The sequence below is a fragment of the Vibrio sp. PNB23_22_6 genome, assembly GCF_052877535.1.
This window is the reverse complement of record NZ_JBNFXP010000028.1, coordinates 32,163-50,106: the sequence shown is the minus strand read 5'-3', so window position 1 is coordinate 50,106 and position 17,944 is coordinate 32,163. Positions and strand designations below refer to the sequence as shown.

Here is a 17,944-nt window from a genome sequence, read left to right as displayed (position 1 = left end):
GGTCTACGTTTCGCTATCCGTGAAGGTGGCCGTACTGTAGGTGCTGGTGTTGTTGCTAAGATCTTCGAATAATTCTTAACGAATTAAACGAAATCTTGCACTCTTCTTCTCATTGAAGAAGGCGCATCGAAAGGGAAGCTAAGGCTTCCCTTTTTTATATCGTTTTTGGGTTAGTGATGATAACCATTCCACTCATTATTTAATCATTATTTGCGGTATTGTCATTATTACCCCCATCCTGCTGTTTTTTTAAACATAACATCTCCTCACGCACGATTTCATTTTCTCGCTCCTTATTACGTATTTGAACGGTTTATAAGCTCACCAAAGTGCAGTGCTTAATCCACTGGGGCTACCAGTATTTGCTCTTTGCTCTACGTTTTTATGTTTTTGAAGCAACTACTACCCTTTAAATCAGGTATTAAGTACAAATGTCTGGTCTAATCTCTTTTATTTTCCCATTTTTTAAAGATATAGCTCGCAATCTTGCCTATGAAGATTGATTTCTATACATTAAGATTTATCCCCCTTACCCAAAAACCATAAAAAGAGAAACGACCCATGTCTGAAGACACTCGCCAAGAACTGACCCCAGAAGAAGAACGCCGCCAACAAGCATTGGATTACCACGCATACCCAACGCCAGGAAAGATTGCGGTTGAACTGACCAAGCCTGCAGAAACGGCGAACGATCTTGCATTAGCATATAGCCCAGGTGTTGCTGAGCCAGTGCGTGAAATCGCGCAAAATGCCGATAACGTTTACAAGTATACGGCGAAAGGTAATATGGTTGCGGTGATCTCTAACGGCACGGCGATTCTAGGATTGGGTAATCTTGGTCCACTGGCTTCTAAGCCTGTGATGGAAGGTAAAGCGCTGTTGTTTAAGCGTTTTGCGGGGTTGGATTCGATTGATATCGAAGTAAAACATCGTACTATTGATGAGTTTGTCGACACGGTAGCAAACATTGCCGATACCTTTGGTGGCATTAATTTAGAAGACATCAAAGCCCCCGATTGTTTTGAGATCGAAAAGCGCTTGATCGAGCGTTGTGACGTACCGGTATTCCATGACGATCAACATGGTACGGCGATTGTTACGGCTGCAGGTATGCTGAATGCAATCGAGTTACAAGGTAAGAAGCTTGAAGAATCTACCATCGTTTGTCTTGGTGCTGGCGCAGCGGCAGTGGCCTGTATGGAGCTGTTGATTAAGTGTGGCGCAATGCGTGAGAAGATCTATATGTTGGATCGTAAAGGGGTGATTCATACACGTCGTGATGACCTAAATGAATACAAACAGTTATTTGCGAACAATACGGATAAGCGCACGCTGGAAGACGTGATTGAAGGGGCTGATCTATTCTTGGGTGTGTCAGGTCCAAACCTATTGCCAGCAGAAGCGCTGAAGCTAATGGGCGATAAACCGGTCGTATTTGCATGTTCAAACCCGGATCCAGAGATCAAGCCGGAACTCGCGCATGAAGTGCGTGATGACTTGATCATGGGTACTGGTCGTAGTGACTACCCGAACCAAGTAAACAACGTATTGTGCTTCCCATTCATCTTCCGTGGTGCGCTTGATGTACGTGCAAGCGAGATTAACGATGAAATGAAGTTAGCGGCAGTAGGTGCAATTCGTGAACTAGCAAAAGAGCCAGTACCAGAAGCAGTATTGAAAGCGGCAGGTGTGGACAAGCTTGAATTTGGTACGGACTACATCATTCCTAAACCGATGGATCCTCGTTTGTTGCCACGCGTAGCAAAAGCGGTTGCTCAAGCTGCCGTTGATTCAGGTGTTGCTCGTATTGAAATACCAGAAAATTACATGGCAGAGTAACGATCTCATAGAAGAAAGTCGTTGGAATAAAAAAGGGATGCGATTGCGTCCCTTTTTTATTGTTTCTGAAACGAGCCCCGATGCCGCTTCTGAACGATGGCAAATTTGTAAGCAATTATTCTTCGTCAAATGCTTCGAATTCGATGCCCATTGCCGTCATTAGCGCTTTTGCTTCCGTTGGGATATCGTCTGGACGATCTTTTCGTAAGTCTTCATCCGTTGGTAGTGGTTGCCCTGTGTAAGCATGTAAGAAAGCCTCACAAAGCAGCTCACTGTTGGTTGCATGGCGTAAGTTATTGATCTGACGGCGAGTTCGCTCATCAGTCAGCACTTTCAAAACTTTTAGCGGGATAGATACGGTAATCTTTTTTACTTGTTCGCTTTTTTTACCGTGCTCTGCATACGGGCTAATGTATTCGCCATTCCAGTCAGCCATTGCACACCTTCATTCATATAATAAGTTGAAAAATAAATATAGGTGCTGATTTTAGCTGCATTTACCGCCATAAGCAAAGACATATAGACGTCTGGAGGTATTGACGTCCTAATTTTAGACAAGTAAAGTGAGGTTAACAGTCAGGGAAGAGTGTTAATCAATCGAATAAGATAGGTTAGATATAGCGCATTCCCACTCAGATGTCACCAGCCGTGAAAGGATACCCCCATGAGCACCTATAAGCCTGCGACCATTGCTGTACGCACTGGTATTGAGTCAGACAGTCAGTACCACGCTGTTGTTCCACCCATCTACCTTTCTACTAACTATGGCTTTCCCGCTTTTGGAGAAGTTCCTCAGTACGATTATACCCGTTCAGGAAATCCGAACCGAGGCTTACTAGAGAAAGCTCTATATGAATTAGAATCTGGTAAAGGTGCGGTGGTAACCAACTGTGGCACTTCTGCACTTAACCTTTGGGTTTCAGCTTTCTTAGGCCCTGATGACCTCATTGTTGCTCCACATGACTGCTACGGTGGTACCTATCGTTTGTTTAATACTCGTGCAAATAAAGGTGATTTCAAGGTTCAGTTTGTTGACCAGTCTGACGAGCAGGCACTGAATATTGCACTTGAGCAAAAGCCCAAATTGATCTTGTTAGAAACGCCATCTAACCCGTTGGTTCGCGTGGTGGATATCGCGGCTATATGTGAAAAAGCCCAAAAAGTGGGGGCTTTAGTAGCGGTCGACAATACCTTTTTGACTCCGGTGTGCCAAAAGCCTTTAGAACTGGGCGCAGACTTTGTGATTCACTCAACGACAAAGTACATCAATGGGCATTCAGATGTCATTGGTGGTGTGGTGATCACTAAGAGTGAAGCGCATGCTGAAGAGTTGGCGTGGTGGGGGAACTGCATTGGCGCGACGGGAACACCATTCGATAGTTACATGACATTAAGAGGAATTCGTACGTTGGGTGCCCGAATGCGAGTTCATGAAGAAAGTTCACTCGCTGTGTTGGGCTATCTTCAAACGCACTCGTTGGTGGCGAAGATTTATCACCCTAGCCTGCCAGAACATCCGGGTCATGATATTGCGAAGCGACAGCAATCTGGCTTTGGTTCAATGCTGAGCTTTGAATTCGCCGGTTCGTTTGAACAGCTAAAAGTATTTGTGAAAGAGCTGGAATTGTTCTCTTTAGCTGAGTCTTTAGGGGGGGTAGAAAGTCTAATTTGTCATCCAGCTTCCATGACTCACCGTGCAATGGGGGAAACGGCATTAGCAGAAGCGGGCGTATCTCAACAGTTATTGCGCTTGTCTGTTGGTCTTGAAGATGCACAAGATTTGATTGCTGATCTTGAGCAAGCCTTCGCGAAAGCAGCGCAGTAATTAGGGGGAGAAAGTCATGAGGGTACAACGTCAGCTACACAAGTTTGGAGGCAGTAGTCTAGCCAACTCCGAGTGCTACTTACGTGTGGTTGGGATTCTTAAAGAGTATTCGGCAGAGAATGATTTAGTCGTGGTATCTGCGGCAGGTAAAACGACGAATCGGCTTATTGACTTTTTAGAAGGGTTAGATAAAGACGGCCGCATTGCTCATGAAGCCTTGCAAAGTTTGCGACAGTTCCAAACCGAGTTGGTGGAAGCTTTGCTGGAAGGCGAAGCGCAGGTGCAATTAATTGCTTCTCTGCAAGATGAATTCAGTACATTAGCAGAGTTGTCGGCTCCACTAACGGAAGCACAAAAAGCCGCAGTGCTAGGGCATGGTGAGGTGTGGTCCTCACGCTTACTTGCTGCCTTGTTATCACAGTACGATTTGCCAGCAGTCGCGCAGGATGCACGAGCATTTTTACGAGCTGATGCCGGGACTCAACCAGAAGTAGACTGTGCACGATCTTATCCACCAATTAAAACGGTACTTACGCAGAACAGTCACAAGCGAATCATTATTACAGGTTTTATGGCGCAAAATGAATCTGGCGAGACGGTCTTACTTGGCCGGAATGGCTCAGACTACTCTGCAACGGTGATTGGCGCTCTGGCAGAAGTGAGTATGGTGACCATATGGAGTGATGTTCCAGGCGTATACAGTGCAGACCCTCGTTTGGTGTCGGATGCTTGTCTACTCCCTTTGCTGCGCTTGGATGAAGCGAGTGAACTCGCTCGCTTGGCGGCTCCGGTGTTACATAGTCGAACGCTTCAGCCTGTTGCGCAGAGCGCAATGGATTTGAATCTTAAATGCAGCTATGAACCAGAGTCGGGTTCGACACGTATTGAGCGTGTATTGGCTTCGGGGCGAGGGGCTAAAATCATTACATCGCTGGATGAAGTGCTGTTGGTTCAGTTAGCCTTTCTCCATGGTCATGACTTTGAACGTGCACAGAAAGAGGTTTTGCGGGCTCTAAAACGTGCTCAACTAGAACCTTTAGCGTATGAAGCTCAATCGGATCAACAAACGCTGCGCTTAGCGTACACAGCTGAAATTGCCAGTGGAGTACTGACGTACTTGCAAGAGCTAGCAGTAGAAGCTGAAATCAAGCTCAAGGAAGGCTATTCCCTATTGGCTGCGGTGGGCGCTGGGGTGACAAAAAATGCCAGTCACTGTTTCGGTTTCTATCAGCAATTAAAACACGCGCCAGTTGAATTTATCTCTGAAACTGAATCTGGCTTGAGCCTGGTGGCGGTATTACGTTGCGCAGGAGTGGCAGAGCTCGTGCAAGGTATCCATAGTCAGTTATTCCAAGCCCAAAAGCGCGTCGCGGTTGCGCTGTGTGGTAAGGGGAATATTGGCTCTAGTTGGTTACGACTTTTTTCAGCGCAAAAAAGAGAGCTAGAAAAGCGACATGGTATGAGCTTCGATTTGGTTGCAGTGGTTGATAGCCAAACGTATTGGTTTGATGATCAAGGCATTGACGCGGCCGTGGTCGCACAGCGTTTTGAGGATGAGGGAATTTGCAACGATGGGAGTTGGCTAACGCGACTTGGGGAACTTCAACATTATGATGAAGCCGTGGTATTGGATGTCACGGCAAGCAAAGAGTTAGCTGAACGTTATGTTGAGATTGCTCAGCAAGGCATTCACCTGATCTCCGCAAATAAGATCGCAGGTTCGATTGACAGCCAGTACTACCACCAAGTACAAAATGCCTTTGCTAAAATTGGCCGCCATTGGTTGTACAACGCGACGGTTGGTGCAGGTCTACCAATTAACCATACCGTTCGAGATTTACGTGAAAGCGGTGATGACATTGTCGCGCTATCGGGCATTTTCTCCGGCACACTATCTTGGTTATTCCAGCAGTTTGATGGCTCAGTACCGTTCGTAGAGCTGGTAGATTTAGCGTGGCAACAAGGTTTGACCGAGCCTGACCCTCGTTCTGACCTCGATGGTTCTGACGTGGTGCGTAAGTTGGTTATCTTAGCCCGAGAATCTGGTTTGGACATTGAACCAGAGAGTGTGAAAGTGGAATCCCTTGTGCCAGAAGAATTGCGAGAATTGAGCCTAGACGCTTTCTTCGACCAAGGCGATAGCCTAAGCGAGATTCTGCAAGAGCGTTTAACCAAGGCGCAGAAAAACGACCAAGTGTTGCGTTACGTCGCTCGTTTAGAGCGCAACGGCAAGGCAACGGTGGGTGTCGAAGCGTTATCACGTGAGCATGCTCTGGCGAACTTGCTGCCGTGTGACAACATCTTCGCGATTGAAAGCAAATGGTACAAAGACAATCCATTAGTGATTCGAGGTCCTGGTGCGGGACGTGAAGTGACCGCCGGCGCGATTCAATCCGACCTTAATCGCCTAGCTGGTTTGTTTTAAATTATTCCAAGCCAATTTTTGCGAACGATAACAAAACCTCGGACTGCTTCCGGGGTTTTTTATTGTCTCGATAATGCCATACTGAATTGCAGAGTTAGGTTACGGAGTTGCCGCAAAGAAACTTGAACTATCCTCATTGTTAACTTGAGAAAAATTCATAATCACAAGGTTGACATTAAATCGTATTCAATACATTCTGTAGACATATGGACGTCCAAACGTCGGTTTTGGGATTTGATTTAGTGACGGAGTTGTCACAGGGAGAGTAAGATGGGATACACGCATGCAGGCCATATCGATGCCTTAAACCAAAATATTGCTGAACTATCAGACAATATCAACGTCTCATTTGAGTTTTTTCCACCAAGCAGTGAAAAGATGGAAGAGACACTTTGGAGCTCTGTGCATCGCCTTAAAACTCTTCAACCAAAATTCGTTTCTGTAACGTACGGCGCAAACTCAGGTGAACGTGACAGAACCCACTCCATTATTAAAGAGATTAAAGCGACGACGGGTCTTGTGGCTGCGCCTCATTTAACCTGTATTGATGCAACTCGTGATGAGCTGATCGACATTGCGGATGATTACTGGAACAACGGTATCAAAAACATCGTAGCTCTACGTGGTGATATTCCACTGGGTGGTGGTGCTCCAGATATGTATGCATCGGATTTGGTAGAGCTGCTTAAAGCGCGTCATGATTTTGATATCTCGGTGGCGGCGTTTCCAGAAGTACACCCAGAAGCGAAAAGCGCGCAATCTGATCTGCTTAACCTAAAACGTAAAGTCGATGCAGGTGCAAACCGTGCGATTACTCAGTTCTTCTTTGATGTGGAGTCTTACCTACGCTTTCGTGACCGTTGTGTAGCCGCTGGAATCGATGTAGAAATCGTTCCGGGTATCTTACCAGTCTCGAACTTCAAACAAGCATCTCGCTTTGCGGCGCAGAACAATGTGAAAGTGCCAGGCTGGATGAGCAAGCAATTTGAAGGCTTGGATGATGATCCTGTGACGCGTCAGCTAGTCGGTGCGAGCCAAGCGATTGATATTGTGCGTGTGCTCAGCCGTGAAGGGGTGAAAGACTTTCACTTCTACACACTAAACCGTGCCGAGATGACTTACGCGCTATGCCATACCTTAGGTGTGCGTCCGCAAGCGGTAGTTGAGGCGTAATTCACTTCCTTCTGATGCATAAAAGGCTTGCCTATCGGCAAGCCTTTTTATTCTAACTTAAGTGTTAAAATTAACTGATCACTTCAAGCTCAGTTAGCACTTCTTCAGCCCAGTTAATCCACGCTTCACGTAGCATTAGGTTACGGCGAAGAGTCAAACGCTCTAAACGCGCTTGCTTGTCTAGTGTTGATGGTGTTGCGTAGTATGCTGCTTCGATTTCTTTGTAGTGAGAAACCAGCTTACGAGATTCTTCTACTAGCTCAGAAAGCTGAACACGGAAAGGTGCTGCCGATTGAACGGAACACGCCATCAATTTCGCAGAAAACTCATCACGAACCGTTGGGTGGGCAGTTGGTTGATCAAACCATTCGCCCAATGCACTACGACCAGCGTCAGTGATTGAGTATACCTTGCGGTCAGGCTTGCCTTCTTGAGGTTCAAGTACGCAGGTAACGAGTGCTTTCTCAGCCATTTTATTCAGTTCACGGTAAACTTGCTGATGGCTTGCTTTCCAGAAATAGCCGATGCTCGCTGAGAATTCTTTAGTGATATCGTAACCAGTCGCGTCGCGAGTGCTAAGAACGGTTAAGATTACGTGTGGTAATGACATGTCTTCAATCCAAATGGTCAATAAACTTGTAAACAAACTACTTATACTTTCAGCTGCGCTCTTGCTGGCGCTTGAGATTTTTATTTAATAAGTAGCACCAACAAAGTTGGTTCTGTCACCTTAAAGCCGTTTATCACCTAGAGTGATGGATGCTTCCATCGAGCTGGAGCCTATATGATTGGACTTTTTAGGGCTCTCAGCAGGCGAGTAGTATATAAATAATAAGCATGAAGTGGAATACTAGGGCGAGATTCGCTCAAAAAACTAATAAAATGCTCAATAGTGTTTGGTTGTGGTTTTTTATGTTGATAGATGCGGACTTTTTGTTTTATTTTTGGATTAATTGTCTGGATAATTGTTATCCATATAGTAAAGTTATTGTTGAATAGGAGTAAAAGCTGAGCTCTCGCTCAGCTTTGTTATCCCTTTGGCAATAGTGATTAGCCTGTGTTACGCATACCTGCGGCAATACCTGCAATCGTCACCATCAACGCTTCCTCTAAGTCAGCAGAGGGCTCTTCGGTTTGACGAGTACGGTAAAGCAGCTCAGCTTGAAGCATGTTCAATGGCTCTACGTAGATGTTGCGCAGGCGAATTGATTCAAGGCCCCAAGGATCGCGTTGCATCAAGTTCTCGTTGTTTTCTACGTTCAGTACCGCTTTAATATCTTGCTGTAATTGTGCACGCAGACGATCGCCAAGAGGCAATAGAGACGCATCCGCTAAGCGTTGATCATAGTAACGCGAAATGTCGATATTACACTTCGAGTACACCATCTCTAGCATGCCAAGGCGAGTCGAGAAGAACGGCCATTCGCGACACATCTCTTCTAGTAGTGCTTGGTGACCTTTATCTACCGAGTATTGAATCGCCTCACCGGCCCCCAACCATGCAGGTAGTACCAAGCGGTTTTGGCTCCAAGAGAAGATCCAAGGAATCGCGCGGAGACTTTCAACACCGCCATTTGGATTGCGCTTCGCAGGGCGAGAACCTAGAGGCAGTTTACCCAGTTCGAGTTCAGGCGTTGCTTGGCGGAAGTAAGGGACGAAGTCTGGCTCGCCACGAACCACACTGCGGTAGGCTTCACAGCTCATTTCAGACAGCACTTCCATTAAGTCACGCCATTCTTGTTTTGGCTCTGGTGGCGGCAGTAAGTTTGCTTCTAATATTGCGCTTGCGTATAAGTTGAAGCTGTTTACGGCAACGTCTGGTAGACCAAGCTTAAAGCGGATCATCTCGCCTTGCTCTGTTACACGCAGACCGCCTTTCAAGCTCTTCGGTGGCTGAGATAGCAGGGCAGCATGTGCAGGTGCACCACCACGGCCGATTGTGCCGCCGCGACCGTGGAACAGAGTCAGCTTAACGCCTTCCTCATCGGCGACTTTAACCAACGACTCCATTGCATGGTACTGTGCCCAGCCCGCCGACATAACACCAGCGTCTTTCGCAGAGTCAGAGTAGCCGATCATGACCATTTGGTGGTTTTGGATAAAGCCACGGTATAGATCGATACCCATCAGTTGCTTGATAACGGATTCTGCGTTGTTCAAGTCGTCTAGCGTTTCGAACAACGGACACACGTCCATGCGGTAAGGGCAGCCCGCTTCTTGTAGTAGTAGGTGCACAGCGAGTACGTCAGAGGCCGTTCGTGCCATGGAGATAACGTAAGCCCCAAATGCTTCGCGAGGTTGCGCGGCAATAATCTTACAGGTGTCCAAAACCTCTTTAACGGGTTCAGATGGTTCCCAGTCACGAGGTAGAAGAGGACGTTTAGACGCAAGTTCATTGGTTAGGAAAGCAATCTTGTCTTGCTCGCTCCACTGTTCGTAGTCACCAATGCCTAGGTAACGCGTCAGTTCAGACAGAGCATCCGCATGACGGGTACTTTCTTGGCGGATATCAAGGCGAACCAAGTGGATACCAAATGCTTTAACACGACGCAACGTATCTAGCAGTGAGCCGTTGGCAATAACGCCCATGCCACATTCGTTGAGTGATTGGTAACACGCGTAAAGCGGCTCCCAAAGCTGCTCTACTTTTTGTAGCGGCGCTTTGACGGCCAGTTTCTGACCGTGAACTTTCGCGTCAAGAATGTCTTTGGTTTCGTTCAGCAGTGAACGTAGCTGTTTTAGGATCGCACGGTATGGTTCGTGTTGATCTTCACCCGCAAGTTCACGAACTTTGTCGTTGCACACTGTCATTGACAGTTCGCTGATCAGCTCGTTGATGTCGTTAAGGTACAGGTCTGCCGCTTTCCAGCGAGATAGAAGCAGTACTTCACGAGTTACGTTGTGGGTCACAAATGGGTTACCGTCACGGTCACCACCCATCCAAGATGAGAAGTGTACAGGGCGAGCATCAATCGGTAGACCTTCGCCAAGGTATGATTTTAGACGGTCGTTCATTTCACGTAAGAAGTCAGGTACTGCCTCCCATAGTGAGTTTTCTACAACCGCAAAGCCCCATTTGGCTTCATCAAGCGGGGTTGGGCGCTGTTGACGAATAACGTCAGAATGCCAACTTTGCACGATAAGTTGCTCAAGACGGCGTTCAGTTTTCTTACGCTCTTTGAAAGAGAGATCGCTCAGCTCTAGCTTAGATAGACACTCGTTGATCTTAACCAGTTTATTGATCATGGTGCGACGAGTGATTTCGGTAGGGTGCGCAGTTAGAACTAATTCAATGTTCAGCTCGCGAACCGCTTGTGCCGTGTCTAGCTTGCTCACATCATTTTGCACAAGCTTTGAGAACAGCGAGTTAATTGCGTCAGGTTCGCAGATATGCTCTTCACAATGGCGTGAAATGGTGTGGTATTGCTCAGCAATATTGGTCAGGTTTAGAAATTGGTTGAACGCACGGGTCACGGGCGTCAATTGCTCATCTGGCAGGCTTTTAATTTCTTCTATTAAGCTTTCTCTGTCAGCGCTATTTCCAGCTTGAGCCGATTTGGATAATTTACGAATAGTTTCCACTTTCTCGAAGATTTCTTCGCCATGGGCATCGCGGATCGTGTTGCCCAGTAAGTGGCCTAACATGCGCACATTGCTTTTGAGTGCGGCGTATTTCTCGTTCATTGTCATCCTGCCTCGTAAAAAAACTACATCCATTGTCCTTGTTAAGACTCCAATCTAGCGAAAACCACCAGTTCTAGTCAAATAAAGCCGAGTAAGTTTGCAATTATTCCACAGCTCTCCTGATTTAGAGCAAAATTAGGTCCGCTTATACCGCTCTAAGTGAAAATTAATTACAAAACCGCTCACCAAAAGAAGGATATAGCGTGCTAGAAGAAGAGACTCGAAGATAACAAATAGCAGCTCAATCGAACTGCATTGTCAGGAAAGTACAGAATGCGACTAACAACAATATTTCACCATCGCACGTGACAGCACATCGATGGTTGGGTCGATAAAGTCGAAAGACAGGAATTCATCCGGCTGGTGGGCTTGGTCAATCGAACCAGGGCCAAGAACCAAGGTTGGACACAACTGCTGCAGGAATGGCGCTTCAGTACAGTAGTTAACGGTTTCTGAACTAGTTTGGCAGATCTCTTCAACGCCGCCGATAAATGGGTGGTCATGTTGGCATTCGTAACCCGGAATGGGTTCGTGCAGTGGAATAATTTCCAATCGCCCTGGCCATTTCAGTTCGAGTTCTTTTAATGCGCCACGCAGCATGTTCTCTAAACCATCAAGGCTAATACCAGGAAGAGGACGCACGTCGTAATGCAGCTCACAGCAGCCACAAATACGGTTAGCGCTGTCGCCACCATGAATATGACCAAGGTTTAGGGTTGGACTTGGAATGGCAAAACCAGGATGGTGATACTCTTTCACTAATTTATCGCGCAGTTGCATCATGGCAAACATGACGTCATGCATGATCTCAATTGCGTTAACGCCTAAAGCAGGGTTTGAAGAGTGACCGGATTTACCTGTTACGCGAATGGCATTTGCCACATGCCCTTTATGACCTCGAATTGGTACAAGACTGGTGGGTTCACCAATGATGCAGTAATCCGGCTTAAAAGGCGCATTCTCAGTAAAATGACGCGCACCCAGCATGGTGGTTTCTTCATCACAGGTTGCTAATACATAAAGTGGCTTGGTCTGCTTACTCCAATCGACTTTCTTCACCGCTTCATAAATAAACGCAAAGAAGCCTTTCATATCAGCAGTGCCCAAACCGTAAAAGCGGTTATCTTTCTCGGTCAGTTTATGTGGGTCAAAACTCCAACGGCCTTCATCAAATGGCACGGTATCGCTGTGACCTGCCAGGAGTAGACCGCCTTCGCCTTCACCCATACGTGCGATCATATTGTGTTTGTCTGGTTCCACCTCGATCACTTCAACACTAAAGCCAAGATCTTTAAACCAAGAAGCTAGCTTCTCGATCACTTTGGCATTGCCTTGGTCCCAACTTGAATCGGTTGAGCTGATCGAAGAGGTGCTGATCAGTCCTTCATAGACTTCTAGAAAACTTGGTAATTGCATGGATCTTTCAATTCTCCTATTGACAGACAGAGTGTAAAAATGTAAAACACATACTAAGTCATATTTAATGAATAAAAAATCAAAATATAGCAAAAATTAAATATGAATAGTCATTTTGACCTTAAGCGTATGGATGCCATGTAATGCTAAAAACCACGATTATCGGAGCCAGCGGCTACACCGGCGCAGAGTTGGCTTTAATGGTCAACAAACACCCTGAACTCACGCTATCAGGTTTATACGTTTCCGCCAATAGCGTAGATGCAGGAAAGAATATTGCTCAATTGCACGGCAAGTTAGCGGGTGTGATTGATATGCCAGTTTCACCACTGACCGACCCTGAGCAAGTTGCTCAAGTGTCAGATGTCGTCTTTCTGGCGACAGCGCATGAAGTGAGCCACGACTTAGCCCCAATTTTCTTAGATGCGGGTTGTCAGGTATTCGATTTATCGGGGGCATTCCGTGTGAAAAGCGAAGGCTTCTACAACACCTTTTATGGCTTCGAGCATCAATATAACAACTGGCTAGATAAAGCAGCATACGGCTTAGCAGAGTGGAACCAAGAATTAATCAAAACCACTTCCTTGATTGCAGTGGCGGGGTGCTACCCAACCGCTTCACAGCTCGCAATCAAACCTCTGTTAGAAAGTGCATTACTAGATACCAACCAATGGCCAGTGATTAATGCTACCAGTGGTGTGTCTGGCGCAGGACGTAAAGCCTCCATGGTCAATAGCTTCTGCGAAGTGAGTTTGCAGCCATATGGTGTCTTTAACCATCGCCACCAACCAGAGATTACTCAACACTTAGGTTGCGATGTGATTTTTACTCCACATCTAGGCAACTTTAAGCGCGGCATTCTTGCCACCATCACAATGAAGTTGGCGCAAGGTGTGGCGGAAAAACAAGTGGCACAAGCGTTTGAACAAGCCTATCAAGGTAAGCCAGCAGTTCGTCTAAAAGGCGATGGTATTCCACGTATTCAGGATGTAGAAAATACCCCTTTCTGCGATATCGGCTGGAGGGTAAAAGGCGAGCACATCATTGTGATATCGGCGATCGACAACCTACTTAAAGGTGCATCGAGTCAAGCGATGCAATGTCTCAATATTCATTACGGTTACCCAGAACTGACAGCGTTGCTGTAGTCGTTGAAAGAGGGAAATGCGATGACGCAAACCAATCAAGCTCCTTTAGTCATTAAGCTCGGTGGTGCAGCTCTATCTTGCACTCAAACCTTAAGCCAACTGTTTGCTGCTATTGCGGCATACCAAAAATCGGCGCAGCGACAAATCGCCATCGTTCATGGAGGTGGCTACCTAGTTGATGAGTTGATGGCAAAGCTTCAGCTTGAGACCGTAAAGAAAAATGGTCTTCGTGTGACGCCTTATGAGCAAATTCCTGTGATTGCAGGTGCGCTTGCGGGTACAGCGAATAAGTTACTGCAAGGTCAAGCGATTGCTGATGGGCTGAATGCGGTAGGACTTAGTCTTGCAGATGGCGGAATGTGTCATGTCGAAGAGCTTGATCCAGAGTTAGGCGCAGTAGGCAAAGCATCACCGGGTGATTCAACGTTATTACAAGCGGTTCTAAACACAGGTGCGCTACCGATCATTAGCTCAATTGGCCTGACAGATAAAGGCCAAATGATGAATGTGAATGCAGACCAAGCTGCTGTTGCTGTAGCGGGCGCATTAGATGCGGAGTTAGTACTTTTGTCTGATGTGAGTGGTGTATTGGATGGTAAAGGTCATTTGATTAAAACGCTATCCGAGCAAGAAACCGATGCCTTGATCCAAGGGCAAGTGATCACCGATGGCATGATCGTCAAAGTTAAAGCCGCCTTGGAGGCCGCCAATGATCTTGGTCGTCCTATCGAAGTCGCGACATGGCGTTACCCAGAGAAACTGACCCAGCTATTCGCGGGTGAAAGTATAGGAACGCAGTTTCTGCCGCAATAAAGCAGAAGCAAAACAGTTAAAAAATTCAACATTAGGAAGTGGTTGGCACTGACCGCCGAGCGCAGCGCCAGGTAAGTTTGGAGAACAAAAATGAGCAAAGTGAACGTTAAAAAAGTGGTAGTCGCATACTCAGGCGGTCTAGATACTTCAGTCATTATCCCGTGGCTAAAAGAGAACTACGATTGTGAAGTGGTGGCTTTCGTTGCCGATGTTGGTCAAGGCGCAGAAGAGCTAGAAGGCATTGAAGCGAAAGCAAAAGCCTCGGGTGCTTCGGAGTGTTACATCGCTGACCTGAAAGAAGAGATGGTGGCAGACTACATTTACCCGACACTAAAAACGGGGGCTTACTACGAAGGTAAATATCTGCTAGGTACGTCAATGGCGCGTCCAATCATTGCTAAAGCACAGGTAGAAGTGGCGCGTAAAGTGGGCGCTGACGCGCTGTGTCACGGTTGTACTGGCAAAGGTAATGACCAAGTGCGTTTTGAAGGCGCATTTGCAGCACTAGCACCGGATCTACATGTGATTGCTCCATGGCGTGAGTGGGATCTTGTTAGCCGTGAAGAGTGTTTGGATTACCTCGCAGAGCGTAATATTCCTTGCTCAGCGTCTCTGACTAAGATCTACTCGCGAGATGCCAACGCGTGGCACATCTCAACAGAGGGTGGTGTTCTCGAAGATACATGGAATGCACCGAACGAAGATTGCTGGGTTTGGACAGTCGATCCAGAGCAAGCACCAAACGAAGCAGAATACGTGACGTTAAAGGTAGCGAAAGGTGAAGTTGTTGAAGTTGATGGTGAAGCAATGACGCCCTACAACACTCTGGTTTACTTAAACGAGAAAGGGGCGAAGCATGGCGTTGGCCGTATCGATATCGTCGAGAACCGCCTTGTGGGGATGAAGTCTCGTGGTTGTTACGAAACGCCAGGGGGCACCATCATGATGGAAGCTCTGCGTGCGGTTGAGCAGCTCGTGCTCGATAAATCATCATTCGAATTCCGTGAAGAGTTAGGCCTAAAGGCATCGCATCTCGTGTATGACGGTCGTTGGTTCACACCACTGTGTAAGTCGATCCTTGCCGCGACAGAAGAACTTGCGAAGGATGTTAATGGTGAAGTGGTTGTGAAGCTGTACAAAGGCCAAGCTACGGTCACTCAAAAACGCTCTGACAATAGTTTGTACTGTGAGCAGTTTGCGACCTTTGGTGAGGATGAAGTTTATGATCAAAGCCATGCAGAAGGCTTCATCCGTCTGTATTCGCTATCCAGCCGTATCCGCGCATTGAACAGCCAGAAAAAATAAGCCAATTTAACACCTTATAAAATAAAAGACCTGCCTACTATCGGCAGGTCTTTTTTATTTTGCTGATATGGCCAACATAAAAATAAAATAATCGTGAATAAATATGTAATAATACTGAATTTATACTTTATTTTTTGTTGGGTTTATCGTACCGTTGAAACATAAGAAAAAGTGAGCAAATGATCATCAGTTTGGTCAACACTTCATGAATAGCAGGTTAGCATAAGTAATAGTCATCAGGAGAGACGCAATGGCATTATGGGGCGGAAGATTTACCCAAGCGGCAGACACCAGATTTAAAGACTTCAACGATTCGTTGCGTTTCGACTACCGATTAGCTGAGCAAGACATTGTCGGTTCTATTGCGTGGTCTAAAGCGTTACTTTCTGTCGATGTGCTGTCCGCACAAGAGCAGCAAAAGCTTGAACTCGCACTGAATGAGCTCAAACTAGAAGTCATGGAAGACCCACATCAAATCTTGCATTCGGATGCGGAAGATATCCATTCATGGGTTGAGCAGCAGTTGATAGGCAAAGTGGGTGACTTAGGTAAAAAGCTACATACCGGTCGTTCGCGTAATGACCAAGTGGCAACGGACCTCAAGCTTTGGTGCCGTCAGCAAGGTCAGCAACTGCTCATTGCCCTCGACCGTTTACAAACTAAAATGGTTGGCGTAGCAAAGCAGCATCAAGATACAGTCCTACCTGGTTATACACACCTGCAGCGCGCACAACCTGTGACCTTTGCTCACTGGTGTTTGGCTTATGTCGAAATGTTTGAGCGTGATTACTCACGCTTAAGCGATGCCCTGAAGCGTTTGGACACCTGCCCACTTGGTTCAGGCGCGCTTGCTGGTACCGCTTACCCAATCGACCGTGAAGAGTTGGCTCACAATCTTGGCTTCCACCGTGCAACACGTAACTCGCTAGACTCGGTATCTGATCGTGATCATGTGATGGAGCTAATGTCGGTGGCGTCTATCTCTATGCTGCACCTGTCGCGTTTGGCAGAAGACATGATCTTCTACAATTCGGGTGAATCTAACTTCATCGAACTGGCAGATACCGTGACATCGGGATCTTCTCTGATGCCGCAGAAGAAAAACCCAGATGCACTAGAGCTTATCCGCGGTAAAACCGGGCGTGTATATGGCGCACTCGCAGGCATGATGATGACCGTAAAAGCGCTGCCACTGGCTTATAACAAAGACATGCAGGAAGACAAAGAAGGTCTGTTCGATGCGCTTGATACGTGGAACGACTGCATGGAAATGGCAGCGCTATGCTTTGATGGTATTAAAGTCAACGGTGAGCGCACGCTAGAAGCGGCGAAGCAAGGCTATGCAAACTCAACTGAGCTGGCTGATTACTTAGTGGCGAAAGGCATCCCATTCCGTGAAGCGCACCATATTGTCGGTGTTGCGGTTGTTGGTGCAATTGCCAAAGGTTGTGCATTGGAAGAGTTATCATTGCGAGAGCTCAAAACCTTCTCCGAGGTGATTGAAGTGGATGTGTACGATATATTAACCATCGAATCTTGCTTAGAAAAACGTTGCGCGCTTGGTGGTGTGTCACCACAGCAAGTTGCTTATGCGGTGGAACAAGCCGATAAGCGCCTAACACAACGTGATACCTCGGCGGTGAAAGTTCGTCCTGCACGTTTGACCGATATCGAGACATTGGAAGGCATGGTGGCTTATTGGGCGAATATGGGTGAGAACTTACCGCGTTCACGTAATGAACTGGTGCGTGATATTGGTTCTTTTGCCGTTGCGGAGCATCATGGTGAAGTAACGGGTTGTGCATCTTTGTACGTTTATGATTCTGGTTTGGCTGAAATTAGAACGCTAGGTATTGAAGCCGGTTGGCAAGGGCAGGGGCAGGGGAGTGCGATTGTGCACAACCTGATTGAGAAAGCGCGTCAAATGGCGATCAAGAAAGTCTTTGTTCTGACTCGCACGCCTGAGTTCTTTATGAAACAAAGCTTCTTACCAACGTCAAAGTCACTGTTGCCGGAGAAAGTATTGAAAGATTGTGACCAATGTCCACGTCAACATGCGTGTGATGAAGTCGCTTTAGAGATCAATCTTATAGAGCAGGTAATTCAGAAAAGTAACGTCGCTTAAGCGAAGATTTTCAAATCGGATAAAATAATAAGCGAAAAAATTGGAACCTTTGAGAAGAAGGTTGGTCTATTAAAGTACCACTGCTTTTTCTTAGAAGAATCTAAGAGGGCCCCAAAACTAATATTGGTTTTGGGGCTTTTTTCTATCTGTCATCTGAGTGAGGATCATCTTTACTTGGCCTTACCTATATG

Annotated in this window: 13 protein-coding genes; 9 read left to right on the top strand and 4 right to left on the bottom strand. The window is 46.6% G+C overall.

Annotated elements, in window-relative coordinates; all coding sequences use genetic code 11:
* Together ACVA54_RS17415 and ACVA54_RS17410 are read left to right on the top strand one after the other, a co-directional pair.
* On the top strand, positions 1 to 72 hold a 72-nt coding region (locus ACVA54_RS17415), incomplete at its 5' end, for an EF-Tu C-terminal domain-related protein (protein WP_446581627.1).
* A gap of 489 nt (positions 73 to 561) precedes the next feature.
* Positions 562 to 1,839 carry a malic enzyme-like NAD(P)-binding protein gene (locus ACVA54_RS17410; protein ID WP_099080799.1) on the top strand — a complete coding sequence of 426 codons (1,278 nt, stop codon included), beginning with the start codon at positions 562 to 564 and terminating at the stop codon, positions 1,837 to 1,839.
* A 115-nt stretch (positions 1,840 to 1,954) separates the two neighbouring features.
* On the opposite strand, the gene metJ is transcribed toward ACVA54_RS17410, so the two are convergent.
* Positions 1,955 to 2,275: a met regulon transcriptional regulator MetJ gene (gene metJ, locus ACVA54_RS17405; protein WP_005432736.1), complete on the bottom strand. Its 321-nt coding sequence runs from the start codon at positions 2,273 to 2,275 to the stop codon at positions 1,955 to 1,957.
* Between the two features lie 228 nt (positions 2,276 to 2,503).
* On the opposite strand from metJ, the gene ACVA54_RS17400 reads away from it, so the two are divergent.
* From ACVA54_RS17400 to metF, 3 genes are all read left to right on the top strand, one after another.
* Complete coding sequence (locus ACVA54_RS17400) at positions 2,504 to 3,664, top strand: O-succinylhomoserine (thiol)-lyase (RefSeq protein WP_446649785.1); 1,161 nt, start codon at positions 2,504 to 2,506, stop codon at positions 3,662 to 3,664.
* A 16-nt stretch (positions 3,665 to 3,680) separates the two neighbouring features.
* Entirely contained in the window at positions 3,681 to 6,089 is a 2,409-nt protein-coding gene (locus ACVA54_RS17395; protein WP_446649784.1) for a bifunctional aspartate kinase/homoserine dehydrogenase II, read from the top strand.
* Positions 6,090 to 6,359: 270 nt separating this feature from the next.
* Positions 6,360 to 7,262, top strand: a complete 903-nt coding sequence (metF, locus tag ACVA54_RS17390; protein ID WP_099080802.1) for a methylenetetrahydrofolate reductase — start codon at positions 6,360 to 6,362, stop codon at positions 7,260 to 7,262.
* 70 nt (positions 7,263 to 7,332) lie between these two features.
* Here metF and ACVA54_RS17385 read toward each other — a convergent pair whose 3' ends face one another.
* The 3 genes from ACVA54_RS17385 to argE form a co-directional block, all read right to left on the bottom strand.
* Positions 7,333 to 7,872, bottom strand: a complete 540-nt coding sequence (locus ACVA54_RS17385; protein WP_099080803.1) for a PadR family transcriptional regulator — start codon at positions 7,870 to 7,872, stop codon at positions 7,333 to 7,335.
* 440 nt (positions 7,873 to 8,312) lie between these two features.
* Positions 8,313 to 10,946, bottom strand: a complete 2,634-nt coding sequence (gene ppc, locus ACVA54_RS17380; RefSeq protein WP_099080804.1) for a phosphoenolpyruvate carboxylase — start codon at positions 10,944 to 10,946, stop codon at positions 8,313 to 8,315.
* 279 nt (positions 10,947 to 11,225) lie between these two features.
* Positions 11,226 to 12,362: an acetylornithine deacetylase gene (gene argE / locus ACVA54_RS17375; protein WP_099080805.1), complete on the bottom strand. Its 1,137-nt coding sequence runs from the start codon at positions 12,360 to 12,362 to the stop codon at positions 11,226 to 11,228.
* A gap of 143 nt (positions 12,363 to 12,505) precedes the next feature.
* Between argE and argC the strand changes: the two genes are divergently transcribed.
* The 4 genes from argC to argH all read left to right on the top strand — a co-directional run bounded on the left by argC (position 12,506) and on the right by argH (position 17,753).
* On the top strand, positions 12,506 to 13,510 hold the full coding sequence (argC, locus tag ACVA54_RS17370; RefSeq protein WP_099080806.1) for an N-acetyl-gamma-glutamyl-phosphate reductase: 1,005 nt from the start codon (positions 12,506 to 12,508) through the stop codon (positions 13,508 to 13,510).
* Positions 13,511 to 13,531: 21 nt separating this feature from the next.
* Positions 13,532 to 14,323 (top strand): acetylglutamate kinase, encoded by a 792-nt coding sequence (argB, locus tag ACVA54_RS17365; RefSeq protein ID WP_099080807.1) that lies wholly within the window; start codon positions 13,532 to 13,534, stop codon positions 14,321 to 14,323.
* Between the two features lie 90 nt (positions 14,324 to 14,413).
* Complete coding sequence (locus ACVA54_RS17360) at positions 14,414 to 15,628, top strand: argininosuccinate synthase (protein ID WP_099080808.1); 1,215 nt, start codon at positions 14,414 to 14,416, stop codon at positions 15,626 to 15,628.
* Positions 15,629 to 15,878: 250 nt separating this feature from the next.
* Entirely contained in the window at positions 15,879 to 17,753 is a 1,875-nt protein-coding gene (argH, locus tag ACVA54_RS17355; protein ID WP_099080809.1) for an argininosuccinate lyase, read from the top strand.
* Positions 17,754 to 17,944 lie beyond the last annotated feature (191 nt).

Excerpts from the sequence above, each read along its gene's own strand:
- ACVA54_RS17410 (WP_099080799.1), top strand. The coding sequence starts at position 562 with ATGTCTGAAGACACTCGCCAAGAACTGACCCCAGAAGAAGAACGCCGC.
- metJ (WP_005432736.1), bottom strand. The coding sequence starts at position 2,275 with ATGGCTGACTGGAATGGCGAATACATTAGCCCGTATGCAGAGCACGGT.
- ACVA54_RS17400 (WP_446649785.1), top strand. The coding sequence starts at position 2,504 with ATGAGCACCTATAAGCCTGCGACCATTGCTGTACGCACTGGTATTGAG.
- ACVA54_RS17395 (WP_446649784.1), top strand. The coding sequence starts at position 3,681 with ATGAGGGTACAACGTCAGCTACACAAGTTTGGAGGCAGTAGTCTAGCC.
- metF (WP_099080802.1), top strand. The coding sequence starts at position 6,360 with ATGGGATACACGCATGCAGGCCATATCGATGCCTTAAACCAAAATATT.
- ACVA54_RS17385 (WP_099080803.1), bottom strand. The coding sequence starts at position 7,872 with ATGTCATTACCACACGTAATCTTAACCGTTCTTAGCACTCGCGACGCG.
- ppc (WP_099080804.1), bottom strand. The coding sequence starts at position 10,946 with ATGAACGAGAAATACGCCGCACTCAAAAGCAATGTGCGCATGTTAGGC.
- argE (WP_099080805.1), bottom strand. The coding sequence starts at position 12,362 with ATGCAATTACCAAGTTTTCTAGAAGTCTATGAAGGACTGATCAGCACC.
- argC (WP_099080806.1), top strand. The coding sequence starts at position 12,506 with ATGCTAAAAACCACGATTATCGGAGCCAGCGGCTACACCGGCGCAGAG.
- argB (WP_099080807.1), top strand. The coding sequence starts at position 13,532 with ATGACGCAAACCAATCAAGCTCCTTTAGTCATTAAGCTCGGTGGTGCA.
- ACVA54_RS17360 (WP_099080808.1), top strand. The coding sequence starts at position 14,414 with ATGAGCAAAGTGAACGTTAAAAAAGTGGTAGTCGCATACTCAGGCGGT.
- argH (WP_099080809.1), top strand. The coding sequence starts at position 15,879 with ATGGCATTATGGGGCGGAAGATTTACCCAAGCGGCAGACACCAGATTT.